Annotated in this window: 18 protein-coding genes; 10 read left to right on the top strand and 8 right to left on the bottom strand. The window is 71.1% G+C overall.

The window, feature by feature from the left end; translation table 11 throughout:
* Window positions 1–17: 17 nt before the first annotated feature.
* Both IEZ13_RS29260 and IEZ13_RS29255 read left to right on the top strand, forming a co-directional pair.
* The gene (locus IEZ13_RS29260; protein ID WP_183224513.1) at window positions 18–1595 is read left to right on the top strand and encodes a hypothetical protein; all 1578 of its coding nucleotides are present in this window, start codon (window positions 18–20) and stop codon (window positions 1593–1595) included.
* 74 nt (window positions 1596–1669) lie between these two features.
* A complete protein-coding gene (locus tag IEZ13_RS29255) occupies window positions 1670–2122 on the top strand; it encodes a hypothetical protein (protein WP_183224511.1) in 453 nt (150 codons plus the stop codon).
* 77 nt (window positions 2123–2199) lie between these two features.
* Here the strand turns inward: IEZ13_RS29255 and IEZ13_RS29250 are convergent, their stop codons facing one another.
* Entirely contained in the window at window positions 2200–3099 is a 900-nt protein-coding gene (locus tag IEZ13_RS29250) for an aminoglycoside phosphotransferase family protein (protein WP_183224509.1), read from the bottom strand.
* 60 nt (window positions 3100–3159) lie between these two features.
* On the opposite strand from IEZ13_RS29250, the gene IEZ13_RS29245 reads away from it, so the two are divergent.
* The 3 genes from IEZ13_RS29245 to IEZ13_RS29235 all read left to right on the top strand — a co-directional run bounded on the left by IEZ13_RS29245 (window position 3160) and on the right by IEZ13_RS29235 (window position 5574).
* Entirely contained in the window at window positions 3160–3729 is a 570-nt protein-coding gene (locus tag IEZ13_RS29245; RefSeq protein WP_183224508.1) for a sugar O-acetyltransferase, read from the top strand.
* A gap of 2 nt (window positions 3730–3731) precedes the next feature.
* Window positions 3732–4301, top strand: a complete 570-nt coding sequence (locus IEZ13_RS29240; RefSeq protein ID WP_183224506.1) for a TetR/AcrR family transcriptional regulator — start codon at window positions 3732–3734, stop codon at window positions 4299–4301.
* Between the two features lie 94 nt (window positions 4302–4395).
* Window positions 4396–5574: an MFS transporter gene (locus IEZ13_RS29235; RefSeq protein ID WP_183224504.1), complete on the top strand. Its 1179-nt coding sequence runs from the start codon at window positions 4396–4398 to the stop codon at window positions 5572–5574.
* A 131-nt stretch (window positions 5575–5705) separates the two neighbouring features.
* Here IEZ13_RS29235 and IEZ13_RS29230 read toward each other — a convergent pair whose 3' ends face one another.
* Window positions 5706–6002, bottom strand: coding sequence for a hypothetical protein (locus IEZ13_RS29230; protein WP_189285760.1), 297 nt, complete (start codon window positions 6000–6002; stop codon window positions 5706–5708).
* A 71-nt stretch (window positions 6003–6073) separates the two neighbouring features.
* On the opposite strand from IEZ13_RS29230, the gene IEZ13_RS29225 reads away from it, so the two are divergent.
* The 3 genes from IEZ13_RS29225 (at window position 6074) to IEZ13_RS48230 (ending at window position 8525) form a co-directional block, all read left to right on the top strand.
* Window positions 6074–6724 carry a hypothetical protein gene (locus IEZ13_RS29225; protein WP_183224500.1) on the top strand — a complete coding sequence of 217 codons (651 nt, stop codon included), beginning with the start codon at window positions 6074–6076 and terminating at the stop codon, window positions 6722–6724.
* Window positions 6725–6732: 8 nt separating this feature from the next.
* The gene (locus tag IEZ13_RS29220; RefSeq protein WP_183224498.1) at window positions 6733–7185 is read left to right on the top strand and encodes an MmpS family transport accessory protein; all 453 of its coding nucleotides are present in this window, start codon (window positions 6733–6735) and stop codon (window positions 7183–7185) included.
* 188 nt (window positions 7186–7373) lie between these two features.
* On the top strand, window positions 7374–8525 hold the full coding sequence (locus IEZ13_RS48230) for an alpha/beta fold hydrolase (RefSeq protein WP_423243954.1): 1152 nt from the start codon (window positions 7374–7376) through the stop codon (window positions 8523–8525).
* On the opposite strand, the gene IEZ13_RS29210 is transcribed toward IEZ13_RS48230, so the two are convergent.
* Window positions 8507–9265, bottom strand: a complete 759-nt coding sequence (locus tag IEZ13_RS29210) for a class I SAM-dependent methyltransferase (RefSeq protein ID WP_229795220.1) — start codon at window positions 9263–9265, stop codon at window positions 8507–8509. The genes IEZ13_RS48230 and IEZ13_RS29210 overlap by 19 nt on opposite strands.
* A gap of 5 nt (window positions 9266–9270) precedes the next feature.
* Window positions 9271–9792 (bottom strand): AhpC/TSA family protein, encoded by a 522-nt coding sequence (locus IEZ13_RS29205; RefSeq protein ID WP_229795176.1) that lies wholly within the window; start codon window positions 9790–9792, stop codon window positions 9271–9273.
* Window positions 9793–9856: 64 nt separating this feature from the next.
* On the opposite strand from IEZ13_RS29205, the gene IEZ13_RS29200 reads away from it, so the two are divergent.
* Complete coding sequence (locus tag IEZ13_RS29200; protein WP_183224492.1) at window positions 9857–10468, top strand: TetR/AcrR family transcriptional regulator C-terminal domain-containing protein; 612 nt, start codon at window positions 9857–9859, stop codon at window positions 10466–10468.
* Window positions 10469–10544: 76 nt separating this feature from the next.
* Here the strand turns inward: IEZ13_RS29200 and IEZ13_RS29195 are convergent, their stop codons facing one another.
* Together IEZ13_RS29195 and IEZ13_RS47600 are read right to left on the bottom strand one after the other, a co-directional pair.
* Window positions 10545–10964, bottom strand: a complete 420-nt coding sequence (locus IEZ13_RS29195) for a GNAT family N-acetyltransferase (protein WP_229795174.1) — start codon at window positions 10962–10964, stop codon at window positions 10545–10547.
* Window positions 10965–11058: 94 nt separating this feature from the next.
* The gene (locus tag IEZ13_RS47600; RefSeq protein WP_260179455.1) at window positions 11059–11187 is read right to left on the bottom strand and encodes a hypothetical protein; all 129 of its coding nucleotides are present in this window, start codon (window positions 11185–11187) and stop codon (window positions 11059–11061) included.
* Window positions 11188–11401: 214 nt separating this feature from the next.
* On the opposite strand from IEZ13_RS47600, the gene IEZ13_RS29190 reads away from it, so the two are divergent.
* Window positions 11402–13405, top strand: a complete 2004-nt coding sequence (locus IEZ13_RS29190; RefSeq protein WP_183224491.1) for an endo-1,4-beta-xylanase — start codon at window positions 11402–11404, stop codon at window positions 13403–13405.
* Window positions 13406–13509: 104 nt separating this feature from the next.
* Here the strand turns inward: IEZ13_RS29190 and IEZ13_RS29185 are convergent, their stop codons facing one another.
* Both IEZ13_RS29185 and IEZ13_RS29180 read right to left on the bottom strand, forming a co-directional pair.
* Entirely contained in the window at window positions 13510–13992 is a 483-nt protein-coding gene (locus tag IEZ13_RS29185) for a hypothetical protein (RefSeq protein WP_183224489.1), read from the bottom strand.
* A gap of 5 nt (window positions 13993–13997) precedes the next feature.
* A complete protein-coding gene (locus IEZ13_RS29180; protein ID WP_183224487.1) occupies window positions 13998–14660 on the bottom strand; it encodes a hypothetical protein in 663 nt (220 codons plus the stop codon).
* Window positions 14661–14677 lie beyond the last annotated feature (17 nt).

The raw sequence follows: 14677 nt of genomic DNA, 5'->3' as shown, positions 1-14677 counted from the left end.
CCGAAGGGCGGGACCAGATGCCCGGCGACGACGACCCCCTGAACGACGCGGAACGCATCTTCCAGGCCTACGTCGCCTCCGGCGGCGCGGACGCCCGCCAACTCCCCAAAGCCGCACACCACTACCGGCACGCACTCGCAACACTGCCCACCGAGCACCCCCAGCGCCTACCGGTGACCGCGAACCTGATGGCCTGCCTCCGCGCCCTCTTCCTCACCAGCGCCGACCGCACCCACCTCGACGACGCGATCACACTCGGCCGGCAACAACTCGACCAGGCCGGACCGGCGGCACAACTGCCACTCGCCTTCCACACCAGCCTGGCCGGCGTCCACAACGCCCGATTCCAGTACACCGAGGACCCGGCCGACCTGGACGCCACCCTGGACCACCTGCGCGCCGCCGCCGACCTGGCCCACGCCACCGAACCCGGCATGCTCCCCGCACTCCGAAACAACCTGGCCTTCACACTACGGCTGCGCTACGACATCACCCGCGACCGCGACAACCTCGACGAAGCGATCGCCCTCGCCCGCAGCGCCCACCAGGACGCACCCGAAGCCGTCCGCCCGAAAACCGCCTACATGCTCAGCTCGATCCTCATGCTCCGCCACCGCGACCTCAGCGCCCGCACCGACCTCGACGAGGCTCTGCACCTCGCCACCGACGTCGTCGACCAAACCCGGCCGGACCACCCGGAGTACAGCGGCTACCTGGCACACCTCGCCGCCGTCGAAGTCGAACACCACCAGCGCACCCGCGACCCACAGACCCGCGAACGCGCGGCCGCCCACTACGAACGACTCCTCGACCTCCTCGACACCGCCCCCGCCATCCGCCCGGTCGTCATCGCGAACTGGGCACAGATCCTCGAAACCGCCAGAGGCAAGCAGCCCGACGCGCTCGCCCTGATCACCCGCATGCTCCCGGAACTCGAAGCGGCCGCCGAGCAAGCCCGCGGCAGCGCCCACCGCCCCGGAGCCCTGACCGCACTCGCCCGCGCCCACCTCGCCGTTCACGAGATCCAGGGAACCGCGGAGAATCTGCGCACCGCGATCACCTCGGCCGAGGAGGCCGTCGCCACGACCCCACCCGAACATCCCGACCACGCCGAACACTCACTCTCCGCCGCCGCCGCACGACTCGCCCGCTGGCCCACCCACCACGACCACACCGACCTCGACCGGGCCGGCACGCTCCTCGCGGACGCCGCGAACCATCCGATCGCCGCACCCGCCGTCCGAATCCAGGCGGCACACGCACTGATCGCCGCGCGCACGACAGCCGGCGACACCGCGGGCGCCGATCACGCCGCCCGGCACGCCGTGGACCTGCTGCCGGTCGTCGCCTGGCCCGGCGTCCCACGGTCCGACCAGGAATTCCGGCTCGCCCAGGTCGCCGACGTCAGCAGCGACGCCACCGCGGCCGTCCTCGCCGCCGGCCACCACAGCGGCGAGGCGGTCGAGGTCAACGAGGCGGGCCGTGCCGTGCTCTGGGCCCACCTGCTGAATCAGCGCACCGACCTGGCCGCGATCGACACGGTCGCCCCACATCTCGCCACCGCGATGGCCCGGGTCCGCCGCGACCTGGCCTGACCCGCTGACGCCCGTGATGGCCCGGTACGCCGCGATCTCGTCCGACCCGCTGACGCCCGTGATGAAATGCGGCCGTGCAACTGCGCCCCGAACTCCTGCCGCCGAGCATCCCGGCCGCACGCCTCGCCGAACTCGCCGCCGCCATCACCGCCATCGAGGACCGCCTCGAGCGCGGCGAGGACGCGACCGCCCTGATCGAGGCGTTCAACGCCGACACGGACAACGACTACGACGAGCACGACTTCCTCAGCTACCACTCCTCGCAATCGCTGGAGGAGTTCGCGTACGAGGCGGCCTGGCCCTCGTTCCCGAAGGTCCCGGACATCACCCGCGACGAGCTGGTGGAGATCGCCGAACGGATCGTCGCGGTCGACCCGGACACCGACTTCTACGTGCACCTGTTCGAGACGAACACGGTCCGCCCGGCCGCCGTCTCCGTCTTCCACCACCCGCCGGAGCACCTCAACGACGCGAGCGTCACCGAGCTGGTCGACTTCATCCTCTCGTACCGGCCGATTGCTCTTTAGGTGTTGTCGGCGAAGCCGTCCTTCGGGTTTTGGATTGGGTGCGGCTTGCCGCACTGCCGCTAAGTCATCCTAGGATTCTAGGCAGAAAGGATGTTCGCGAGGCGGGCCCGGCACTCGGCCACGAACTCCGGGAACGTGTCCCAGTAGTAGGCGACCCCGCTCGCGGCCACCGCGACGGCCCAGGCACGGGCGCGCATCCAGGTCGCGTCATCCAGTTCAAGACCTTCCCGGTACGCGTGACGCGCACCCGCCGGCAGATCCCACACCGTGGAGTGCTCGGCGTCCGGCAGTCCCACCGTGAGACTGCCCCAGTCGATCACCGCCCGCAGCCGCCCGTCCGCCCCCACCAGCAGGTTCGTGGGTTTGAGGTCGGCGTGCATCCACACCTGCCCGGCCGGTGAGCCGGGCAGCGCCAGCCCGTCGCACCAGTACGACTCCAGGGTGTCCACGTCGAGTTCCGCCCCGGCGAGTCTGCGGCAGTCCGCCAGCGCCGAGGTCACCCAGCCGTCGCAGTCGCGCAGACCGCCACCGCGATACCAGCTCAGCTCCCCGGCCCGCCTCGCGCCCATCAGGTCGATGCCGTGCAGCGCCCGCACGAATCCGGCCAGGTCCGCCCCGAACGCCGCCCAGTCCCGCACACTCTCCGGTGACGCCTCCACCCCGTCGATCCACCGGTACACCGCCCACTCCGACGGATACACCGGCGCGGGAGCTCCCGCATGCACCGGTGCGGGAATCGCACACGGCAGCAGCGGCGCCATCCGGGGCAGCCACTCGCGTTCCTTGCGCAGCGGCGCGGCCCGGTCCGGGGTCCGCGGCAGCCGCACCAGCAGCTCATCGCCCAGCCGGTACATCGTGTTCTCGGTCCCGGCACCGGCCCTGGCCAGGGACAACCCGGCCCACTCGGGGCACTGGTCGTCCAGGAGCGCCCGGACCACGGACTCGTCGACAGCAAGCTCACCCTCGTGCAAGGTCACCCGAGCATTCTGCATCATTCACTATGTACGACTGTACGCATGATGTGTACGCTCGTACGCATGACCACCGACAGCCGCAGCATGCGCGACCGGATGCTCGCCGGCGACCTCTACATCGCCGACGACCCCGAGCTGGCCGAGGCCAGTCTGCGCGCCATGGACCTCACCGGCGCCTACAACGCCACCTCCGCCCGCAACCCGGCCGAGCGCCGCCGCATCCTCGAAGAACTGCTCGGCGAGATCGGCGACGGCGTCGACATCCGGCCACCGTTGCGGGTCGACTACGGCAGCCACATCCGCATCGGCGCCCGCACCTTCGCCAACTACGGCCTGATCGCCCTCGACGTCGCCCCGATCACCATCGGCGAGGACGTGCAGATCGGCACCAACGTGCAACTGCTCACCCCGACCCACCCGGTCGACCCGCAGCCGCGCCGCGACAAGTGGGAGGCCGCCGAACCCATCGTGATCGGCGACAACGTGTGGCTCGGCAGCGGCGCCATCGTCCTGCCCGGCGTCACCATCGGCGACAACACGGTCGTCGGCGCCGGCTCGGTGGTGACCCGGGATCTGCCCCCGAACGTGGTGGCCGTCGGCAATCCGGCGCGCGTCGTCCGTACCATCTCCTGACCATGAGCGACCCCGCGCCCACCGCGACCGCCCGGCGGACCCGGCGGCATGACCCGCACCGGCGCGACCGCCTCATCGGCGCCGCGTTGCAGGTGATCGCGCAACGTGGCGTGGCAGGCGCCAGCCACCGGGAGATCGCCCGCGCCGCCGACGTGCCGCTCGGCTCGATGACCTACCACTTCGCGAGCCTCGACGAGATCCTCGCCGAGGCGTTCACCCGCCACGCCGACGGGATCGCCCGCGTCTTCGACGAGCGCCTCGCCGCCGCCCGCACCCGCGACGAAGCCGTCGAAGCCGTCGTCACCCTGGTCGCCGGCGACCTGCTCAGCCCCGGCCACGACCTGGTGCTCACCGTCGAGCTCTACGTCGCCGCGGCCCGCAACCCGCGCCTCAAGGCCGTCACGCAGGCGTGGATGCAGCGCAGCCGCGACGCCCTGGAGCGCCATTTCGACCCGACCACCGCCCGCGAGGTCGACGCCCTCATCGAAGGCCTCACCCTGCACAGCGCGCTCTCCACCGACCCGATGAGCCCGGCCCAGATCCGCCACGCCATCGAGCGCTACCTGCGCTGAGCGCGCATCCCGAACCCCTTCACCGGTACGCCGTGAGCGCGGCCTTGTGCTGCGCGCACCGGCGGACCGTCCACGGCCATCCCCGGAGATCACCTTGACCACCGTCACCACGGCCGCGCCCACCCGGCAGGCCCGCCACGCCCGCGCCGCCGTCGCCGCCCTCTTCCTCACCAACGGCGCGATCTTCTTCAACGTCGTCCCCCGCTACCCGCAGATCAAAGCCGACCTCGGCCTCACCAACGTCGCCCTCGGCACGGCCATCGCCGCCTTCCCGATCGGCGCCCTGCTCGCCGGCCTGCTCGCCGCCACCGCCATCCGCCGCTTCGGATCCGCCCGCGTCGGCGCCTTCGGCATCCTGCTCACCACCATCGCCACCCTCGGCGCAGCCGTAGCGCCCAACGTCTACACGCTCGCCGCCGTCCTGTTCGTCGTCGGCGCCCTCGACTCCATCGTCGACGTCGCCCAGAACTCCCACGGCCTGCGCGTCCAGCGCCTCTACGGCCGCTCCATCGTCAACTCCCTGCACGGCGTCTGGAGCGTCGGCGCCGTCCTCGGCGGCCTGATGGGCTCCGCCGCCGCCGGCCTGAACCTGCCCCTCGGCCTGCATCTGGCCATCTCCGCGGCACTGTTCAGCACGGTCGCCCTGATCGCATACCGCTACACGCTGCCCGGCCCCGACGACACCGAACGCGAGGTTGAGAAGGGCGCCCCGGTCGCCTCCCGCGCCGTACCCCTGCTCGCCGTTCTGGGCATTCTCGCCGCCTGCGGCGCCCTGGTCGAGGACGCCGGCGCCTCCTGGGGCGCCATCTACCTCACCGACCTGCACGCCGGCGCCGCCACCGCCGGACTCGCCGTCGTCGCCCTGCAAACCGCCATGACCATCGGCCGCCTCACCGGCGACCGCGTCGTCGACCGCTTCGGCCAGCGCACCGTCGTCCGCGCCGGCGCCGCCCTCGCCGCGATCGGCATGGGCGCCGCCCTCACCGTCGCATCCGTCCCGGTCGCGCTCATCGGCTTCGCCCTGGCCGGACTCGGCGTCGCCACCCTGGTCCCGGCCGCCATGCACACCGCCGACGAACTCCCCGGCCTCGCCCCCGGCACCGGCCTCATGATCGTCAGCTGGATGCTGCGCGGCGGCTTCCTGCTCTCCCCACTCGTCGTCGGCTACCTCGCCGACCAGGCCGGCCTCCGCGTCGGCCTGCTCACCGTCGTCGCCGCCGGCCTGATCACCGTTCTCCTGGCCCGCGTCCTGGTCAACAACCACCAGCGGTAGCCCATGGCAGGACCCGGCGTTCGCTGCGATGCCGGTGACCACGCGATGGCGACGTGGATCCGGGGTTCAGATCCCCACAGACTCACCCACAAACACGGGCTGATCGCGGAAGTTCGCGACCAGCCCGTTGATCATTTGACCGTCATTGTGACCGTGACCGTGCAGTGGGCGGACCAAGTCGGCTCGCCTGCCCAACTTGAACTGCAGGCGTCTGGGCTACCCCGTGGCTGTTCCGGCTCGACGCCGAAAGCCAGGATGTGGAGCAGCGCCAGCAGTGTTCCGGAGCTGAGGACCTCGCCCTTCGCAATCAAGTCGCGGACAGCGTTCAGCGGGATCCAGGCGACCTCGCCGGACTCCTCGCCACCCTCAGGTTCAGCGACCAGGGCGGCGCCCCGGCCGATGAAGATCACATGGGGTGAGTCGACCATACCGATGAGGCGACGCCGCATTCAGCGTCACCTGGCTCGACGGCCACGACTACCGGGCCGCCGACGGTGAGGTGGCGGCCGAGGCCTACCCGGTCGTACTCGCTCTCACCGAGGCCGGTCCGACCGTGCTGCGCGCTTTCGCCCTCTCCAGGATCGCCCAACTGCCGCAGCTCGCCGACCAGCGCGGCGACGTGGCTGCCCGCCTCGACGGCTGGGCAGTCGACGGCGACGGCACCCCGGAACAGTGGCTCTACTGCCTCGGCATGGTCGGCGCCGACGTCCGCGACCGGCTCACCCACCCCGACCCCGCCGTCCGCCTCCGGGCCGCCCTCATCCATCAGGACGAGCCCCACGGCCGGGCCCTCATTCTTGGCGCGCTCGCCGGGCCACTGCCCACCGGCATCTCCCGATCCGAACTCATCGAAGTGGCCGTCCGCCGCACCGCCGACTTCGACGAGATCACCGAGGCCGCCTGCGCGATCGCCGTCGACGACAATGGGACCGGCTTCGGCGATACCTGGGGCATCCTGCTCGGTTACGCCTTCCCCGAGCCGTATGTGGAGGGCCGCCAACTCACCCCGGCACAGCGAGCCTTCCTCAGGGCGCTGGCCGCCAACGATCGGCTCTGGAGACCCCGGGACGGCAGCTGCTCTCTCGTCTTCCGCAACGTCGGCCTGCCCTACGACCAGCGGGAGTGCCGCCGCCTGGCCGACTCCATATGATCACCGCCGTGCGCCGCAACGGAATCACCGTCATCACTCTCGCCGCCCTCGCCTGCGGCGCCGTGGCCTGTGGCTTCGGCGGATCGTCCGAACAGGCACCACCGCCCGCCGCCGCGCCCACCCCGTCGACGGGCGACCGGGTGCCCCTGCTTGAGATGCCGGTCGAGGTGGCGCTCGAAGTGACCGGCGACGGCAAGGCCGACATCACCTACGCGTACGAGTACGGCCAGTCCCCCACCCAGCTGCACGCGGCCGTTCCCTGGCGTGCCGCCACCACCCGATCGCTGGTGGAACCGCCCATGATGGTCACCCTCACCGCCCGCGCCACCGGTAGCGGCGCGAACACCACGATCGGCTGCCGGGTCACCATCGGCGGCAACGTCGTGCTCGCCGAGAACACCGCACACGGCCCGCACGCCACCGCCACCTGCTCGACGGTCCCCTCCTCACTCCCGAGGTGAAAGGCCGAACCACATGGTTGCACCACGACTTCGGCGAGGGGCGACCTGTCAATCAGCCCGTGCCGGCCACTGGGTCGCCGGAGTCGGCCTGACCGATCACAGCACTGACGCCAGCGCCTCCACCGCCGCAGCGATCCGGCCGGTGGGCAACGCGCCGAACCCGACCAGGAACCACGCTGGGCCTGCCGGTGCTGGCCGTCTGCGGCGCCGCTGACCCGCGCTGGCATCCCGACTCGGTCCACGACTACGCCCGAATCCCCGGCGCCCGCGTCGAACTGCTACCGGGCGTCGGGCACGTGCCCATGCTCGAAGCCCCGAACGAGACCACGAAACTCCTGCTCTCCTTCACCGCCGCCTGGTCGTTGCTCGTGGCCGCCTTCGACTGGACCGGTGTCGACATCGCCGTCCCGCGCGCCCCGATCCCGTTGCCCGGCGTCCGCATGGCCGGGTTCACCCACCGCGGTCCGGCCGTCGTGGACATCGCCATGGTCGCCCACCCTGCCGTCACCCTGCTGCTCAACCTCGGACCGGGCCGATTCACCACTGACCTGACCCCGCATGCCGCATCCGCGCCTGCCGGGAGGACCGAAGACCAGAACCCGGGTGTCGCTCCTGCGTTCCCACCTCCCGCCGGAGCCGGCTGCCGCATGTCGGGAAGCGTCGTCATCGGCCTCCTGCCCGGCGCCGCCCGGACCGCCGGCTCGGACGGCGAACTCCTGCAGATCCGGCTCGAACCGACCGTCGCGGCCGCCCTTCCCGGCTCCTTCGCCGACCTCACCGGCACGGCGGCCGCCTTTCACGACGTCTGGACCGGCGAGACCGAGGAACGCCTGCGCACGGCTCCGGCGTGGCAGCAACGCTTCGCGATCGCCATCGGTCTGCTCGGCCGGATGCTCGACGATGGACGGCCCGTCGATCCGGAGGTGACGTACGCCTGGCGCCGCATCCGGCACCAGCCGGGGCCGAGCCCGCGTCGACGACCTGGCCGGCGAGGTCGGATGGAGCCGCCAGCGGCTGTGGTCCCGGTTCCGCTCCCAGCTGGGCGTCGTCCCGAAACGAGCTGCCCGCCTGGCCCGCTTCGACCATGCCACCCATCTGCTCGCCGCCGGGCAGCCCATCGCCGGCGTGGCCACCGCGGCCGGCTACGCCGACCAGTCCCACCTGCACCGCGACGCCCGAGAGTTCACCGGCCTGACTCCGGCAGCCGTCGCCGCGGCCTGGCCGTCCCCGCAGATCCGCCCTCCCTCACCGGCCCCGTAACCCTCGGGTCGTCGGCGAAGCCGTCCTTCGGGGTTTGGTGGTGCGGCTTGCCGCACATCTCCTACGGCATCCTAGGATGATGGCTGGGCGGTCGGGTCGCGCCGGCGAGCCATGCTGAGCTGCGCAACCGGATCCCCCGGCCGGTGCGGAACGGCTGCGCGGCTCGGGCCAGTGCGGCTATGACGGTGGCGTGGCGTTCGGGGGCCAGGAAGTCGCGGAAGGCTCCCCATTCGCTGAGGAACCCGGCCGCCTGCTCCGGGCCGCCGGCCAGGGTGATCGTCGTGGCGACCGGGCTCACGGTGATCTCCGTGAAGCCGGCATCGTCGAGGACCGCGGTGAGATACGCCGGGTCGGAGAGGGCGTGCACGTTGTCCGCGCCGGGGATCGCGGAGGCCAGCAGGGCGGGCAGGTCGTTGTCCTCGGGCCGGCCGACCGCGGCGATCGCGAGGCGGCCGCCGGGCCGCAACGCCCGGCCGATGTTGGCGAAGGCCGCCACCGGGTCGGCGAAGAACATCACCCCGAAGCGGCTGACCGCCACGTCGAAGCCGCCGTCCGGGAACGGGTGGATCTGCGCGTCGCCGGCCTCGAAGGTGACGTTCGGGATGCCGGCGCTGGACTCGCGGGCGGCGGCGACCATCGCGGGGTTGACGTCGTTGCCCAGCGCGAGTCCGGACCCGGATCGGAGGGCGGCGGCCCGGGTGGTCGCGCCGTAGCCGCAGCCGATGTCGAGGATCCGGTCGCCCGTGGTGATGGCGGCGGCGGCCAGGAGCGGCTCGGTGAAGCCGCCGCCGATCACCTCGTACTGGTCGGCGTTCGTCATCGTGGTCACCGGGCCAGCTCCAGGACCTCGTCGACCGACCACTGGTCGTCGGCGTGCGTGCCGGCCTTGCGGGCCACCACATCGCCGCCGGGGGCGAACAGCACGTCGGCGGGCAGGCCGAGGCGGCCGCCGGTCGGCGTGCGTGACGGCAGTTTCGCCCGGCCGCGCAGGAATTCGACGGTGCCGACCGTCACGGCGCGGATCACCGAGGGGTAGACGCGCGGGTTGAGCAGGGCGCGGGCGGACGGTTCGGCGCCGAACCGGCGGTAGAGGCGGCGCTGCGGGTCGGCGATCGCGGGGAACGGCAGGTCGGTGACGTGGGGGCGCAGTTCGTCGGTGGTGGAGTGGAAGACGACCACCTCGAGGATGCCGGCCGACTCGAGTTCGGCGTGGCGGCGGACGAACGAGCGCAGGTGCAGGTGGCAGATCGGGCAGCCGGCGAAGCGGCGTAGTTGCAGATGGACCATGCGGACCGGATCCGGTACGGGGACGGGCGTGCCGTCCTGGACGGCGGTGAGCGACAGCATGAGGCCTCCTGACATCGTAGGCGTACATCGTACGCTTAAAATCAGACGGTACGCTATGCGCGCCATGCCGAGACCGCGCTCCCTCACCACCGCCCAGGTGGCCGCCGCCGCGCTCGCCGTCATCGACCGCGAGAAGCTCGACGCGCTCACCATGCGCGCGGTCGCCGCCGAGCTGGGCACCAGCACGATGGGCCTCTACCGGTACGTCGACGGTCGCGAACAGCTGGAAGCACTGGTCGTCGAACTGGTACTGGCCGACGTGGACACCACCCCGGACGGCGGTGACACGCCGTGGCGCGGCGAGATCGGCACACTCGCCGAACGGGTACGCGTGGCGGTCAGCGCACACCCGGCTGTGGTACCGCTGCTGATGACCCACCGGCACCGGTCACCGCGTCTGCTGCGCTGGTCGGAGACCGTGCTCGGGATCCTCACCGCGGCGGGCTACGACGGCCCGGCCCGGGTCACCGCGCTACGGGCGATCACCGGCTACATGGTCGGCGTGCTCCAGTTGCAGCATCTCGGCCCGCTGGCCGGGGCCGGCACCAAGGTGATCGCCGCGCAGAGCGACTTCCCGCTGATGGCGAGCACCGCCCGGGACGCGGGCGCCGTGACGCCGGAGGCGGAGTTCGGCGCGGGGCTGTCCGCGCTGCTGAGCGGCCTCAGCCCCCACTGACGGCGAGCACTGCCCGGAACACCGGCGCGGTGACGCCGGAGGCGAGGTCCGGCGCGGGGCTGTCCGCTGAATCGCCTCAGCCCGCGCTGACGGCGCCGCCCTGCATCGGCTTCGTGCACAGCACGTCGGGGCACGGCAGGTAGCCGAGCTCCTGCCAGAATCGCAGCCCGGACTCGTTGTCGGGCAGCACCAGCAGGTTGACCCGCGGGCAGCCGAGACGCACGAACCGGGCCTCCAGCGCCTCGACGAGGCGGGTGGCGATGCCCTGGCGACGGTGATCGGGGTGGACGGCGAGACGCAGAATCCAGCCCCGGCGGCCGTCGTAGGCGCCCATCACGACCCCGGCGATCCGGCGGCCGGTCTCGGCGACGAGAAAGAGCTCGGGGTCGCGGGCCAGTTTCGCCTCGAGCTCGCCACGCGGGACGACCTCGCGGCCGGCGGCCTCCCACACGCGGGTCACTGCGTCGTAGTCACGCCACTCGAACTGGCGGATCACCGCGTCTCCTCCCCTGTCGATGAAGCCCTGACCATGATGCGACCCATCGCACCACTGCCAGGGCTTCCTAGGACTCTAGTAAGAAAGCATGTCGTCAACCAGCCGCCGCGCGGCCCACAAGAAGTGCGGTGTCCTGCTCGGACGGCTCGGCCTGAGCCGCCACAGCGGACCGCTCGACAATGACCGCCGCGCCGAAGGCCGCCGCAGTACGTCGCACCAGCATGTCGAGCAGCCTAATCACCGGCAAATCGGCACTTTTCCGAGTTCGGGGCCGCTGGCCCCGAGGTGCCGTACCGCCCGATAACGTCGTTTCCGCCCGACCGCGCGCAACGGCGGCGAACGGCGTACCGATGAGAGATTTAACGCCGTTGTAATGGGAGCGCTCCCATGCAACGATGTCGCTCTATCCCCGTCACGACCCCCCGAAGGAGCCGCGCATGCGCGCTCTCCCCCGGCTGGCCATAGCCGCCCTCCTGGTGGCGATCCCGGCGGCCGCCGTAACCGTCACCGTGGCCGCCCATGCGGCCGACGACCCCACCCCCATCACCGTCTTGACCAGCGACTTCGAGGACGGCACCGTCCAGGGCTGGTCCGGGCGGTCGGCCGAGACCGTCGCGCACAGCACCGCCCAGGCGCACGGCGGCACCGGCAGCCTGCTCGTCTCCGGGCGGACCGCGGCCTGGCAGGGGCCGTCGCTCGACGTGCTGGACACCTTCGAGAAGGGCACCGCCTACACGATCTCGGTGTGGGTCCGGATGGCCAGCGGCTCGGACAACGCCCGCCTGAGTGTGGAGCGCCGCACCGGTGGCGTCGCCGCCTACGACCAGGTCGTCGGGAACACCGCGGTGACCAGCGGATCCTGGGTGAACCTGACCGGCCGGTACACGCTCGCCTCCGACGTCGAGTTCCTGCGCGTCTATGTGGAGACCTCGTCGACGACCGGCTCGTTCCACATTGACGACGTGACCGCCAGCTATGTGCCGGCGCTGCCGATCCAGACCGGGATCCCGTCGGTGAAGGACGTGGTCACCGAGTTCCCGGTCGGTGCGGCGATCACCGGCGCGGAGATCGTGACCGAGCACGGTCAGCTGCTCAACAAGCACTTCGACAGCGTCACCCCGGGCAACGCGCTCAAGTGGGACGCCACCGAGCCGTCCGAGAACAATTTCACGTACGCCCAGGCGGACCCGCTGATGGCGTACGCGAAGGCGAACAACCTGGCCGTCCGCGGCCACACCCTGGTCTGGCACAACCAGACGCCGGCCTGGGTGTTCACCGGCGCCGACGGTCAGCCGATGACCGCCACCGCCGAGGACAAGGGACTGCTGCTCGCCCGGCTGGAGAACCACATCCGCAACGTGGCCGCCCACTACGGCACCGACATCGGCGTGTGGGACGTGGTCAACGAGGTCATCGACGAGAGCCAGTCGGACGGCAACCGGCGCAGCAGCTGGTACAACGTGACCGGTCTCGACTACATCCGGACGGCGTTCCGGGTGGCACGTGAGGTGGCGCCGCACGCCAAGCTGTGCATCAACGACTACAACACCAACGTGGCGGCCAAGCGTGATCACCTGTTCAACCTGGTCAGCACACTCAAGGCCGAGGGTGTACCGATCGACTGCGTCGGCCACCAGATGCACATCAACGTGAACTGGCCGACCATCGCCGATACTGAATCAATGTTGACGAAATTCATTCCACTCAACATTGATCAACAGATCACCGAGATGGACGTCAGCATCTACACGAGCAACAGTGAGAACTTCACGACCCCGCCCGCGGACCGTCTTCTCAAGCAGGCATACGTCTACCGCGACATGTTCGCCCTGTTCCGCAAGTACCCGGGTGAGATCACCTCGGTGACGCTGTGGGGCCTGGCCGACGACAACACGTGGCTGGACACGTTCCCGGTGACCCGCAAGGACGCGCCGCTGCTGTTCGACACACGGCTGCAGGCCAAGCAGGCGTACTGGGGTGTGGTCGACCCCAGCAAGATCGAGACATCGCCGTCGGCCAGCGTCTCGACGAGCGTCAGCCCGTCGGCCAGCGTTTCAGCCAGCGTAAGCCCGTCCGTCAGCGTCAGTCCCTCCGCCAGCGTCAGCCCGTCGACCGGCACGTCGTCGTGTGCCGTCACCTACCGGGTCACCGGTAGCTGGCCCGGCGGCTTCCAGGGCGAGGTCAAGATCGGCAACACCGGCCCGGCCGCACTGACCGGCTGGAACCTGCACTGGCAGTTCACCGGCGGCCAGAAAGTCACCCAGCTGTGGGGCGGCTCGCCCGTCCAGACCGGCACCTCGGTCACGGTCACGAACGCGTCCTGGAACGGCAACGTCCCGGCCGGCGGCTCCACCACGTTCGGGTTCCTCGGCAGCTGGACCGGCACCAACCCGGTCCCGGCCGCCTTCACCCTCAACGGCACCGCCTGCACAGTCCTCTGAGGTGACCGCTGCCCCCGGCTCAAGCTGGGGGCAGCGGGCCCCCCGGCTCAAGCTGGAGGCAGATGCCCCCCGGCTCAAACTGGGGGCAGCGGACTCACCCGGCGTCACGCCGGCGGCAACGGCCCGATCCCCAGCGCCTCGGCGAACGCGTAGATGCCGTCGCCGAACGGGCCGGGACTCTCCTCCAGGGCGGCCGCCAGCCGATCGCGGTCGCCGCCGCCGGCCCAGCGGATCAACCCGGCGACGGCCTCGCTGTTGAGCGGCTCGAAGTCGTCCCCCGCCAGCTCCTTGACGATCTCCTCGTTGAGGTAGAACTCGACCCGCTCCCCGGAGGGATGCTCCGCCACCGCGAAGGCGCAGTCGCTGTCCACCACCCACATCGCGATGGCGGGCGCCGCCGTCTCCAGCGCCAGATCCGCCGCGAGCCGCCCGGGTGACGTGTCGTCGTTCTGCCCGAGAAAGCCGATCCGCCAGCCACCCACCCGCAGTTCACCGCGCGCGACGACGAGCAGATCCTCGATGCACGCCAGATCGTCGAGGCGGGTGTCACCGGTACGCGCGACGACGACCAGACCCGAGTACCCCATGTCGGTCAGCCCTTCCGTTCGGTGCGGCGCTGTTCGGCGTAGGCCAGCGCGGCCGCGTGGACCGAGTCCGGGTCGACGGCCTTCCCTGTCCCGATCAACGCGCTGACCGCGCCGACGTCGCCGCGCTCGGCATCCCGGTACAGCCGGATGACCTTCTCGCGCCACGTCCCGTCGGGCCAGCGACCGGCCTTCCACTCCCCGGAGGCGAGCTGCTCGGCGCGGGCCTGCCTGGCCCGTTCCCCGTCCTCGGCAACGGCGGCGAGCATGGCGTCGTAGTCGCCGAGCCAGCCCTTCAGCCGGGGCAGGTTCGCCCTCGTCCAGGTCAGCACGACCTCGGCGGCACGGTCGGCGCCGGCCTCATCGGCCAGCGAGAACCGGTGGTCACCGTCCTCCGCCACCAGGCGGTGCTCCCAGACACCGTGACGCGGCATGACGTCCAGGCGCGGATCCTCGTCATCCAGGAAATACCGAACGTACGGGCCGAGCAGCACCCCGGCGTTGACGAAGAACTCGACCTCCCCGTACATCGCGGTGGTCCGTTGGATGTCGAGGACGATGCCGTTCCCGTCGGCGTCGAGATGCCGGTAGACCGGCCCGCGGCGCACGAAACCGTCGGGCGCCAGCCCGTCCTCGAGGAGATCGACGAACCTTCGCAGCAGGGGGTTCACGAGTCGGCACGCTATCG

It is taken from the genome of Actinoplanes campanulatus, from assembly GCF_014647795.1.
Classification (GTDB): domain Bacteria; phylum Actinomycetota; class Actinomycetes; order Mycobacteriales; family Micromonosporaceae; genus Actinoplanes; species Actinoplanes campanulatus.
The sequence above is the reverse complement of the archived record's forward strand: the minus strand, read 5'-3'. Positions and strand labels throughout refer to the sequence as shown.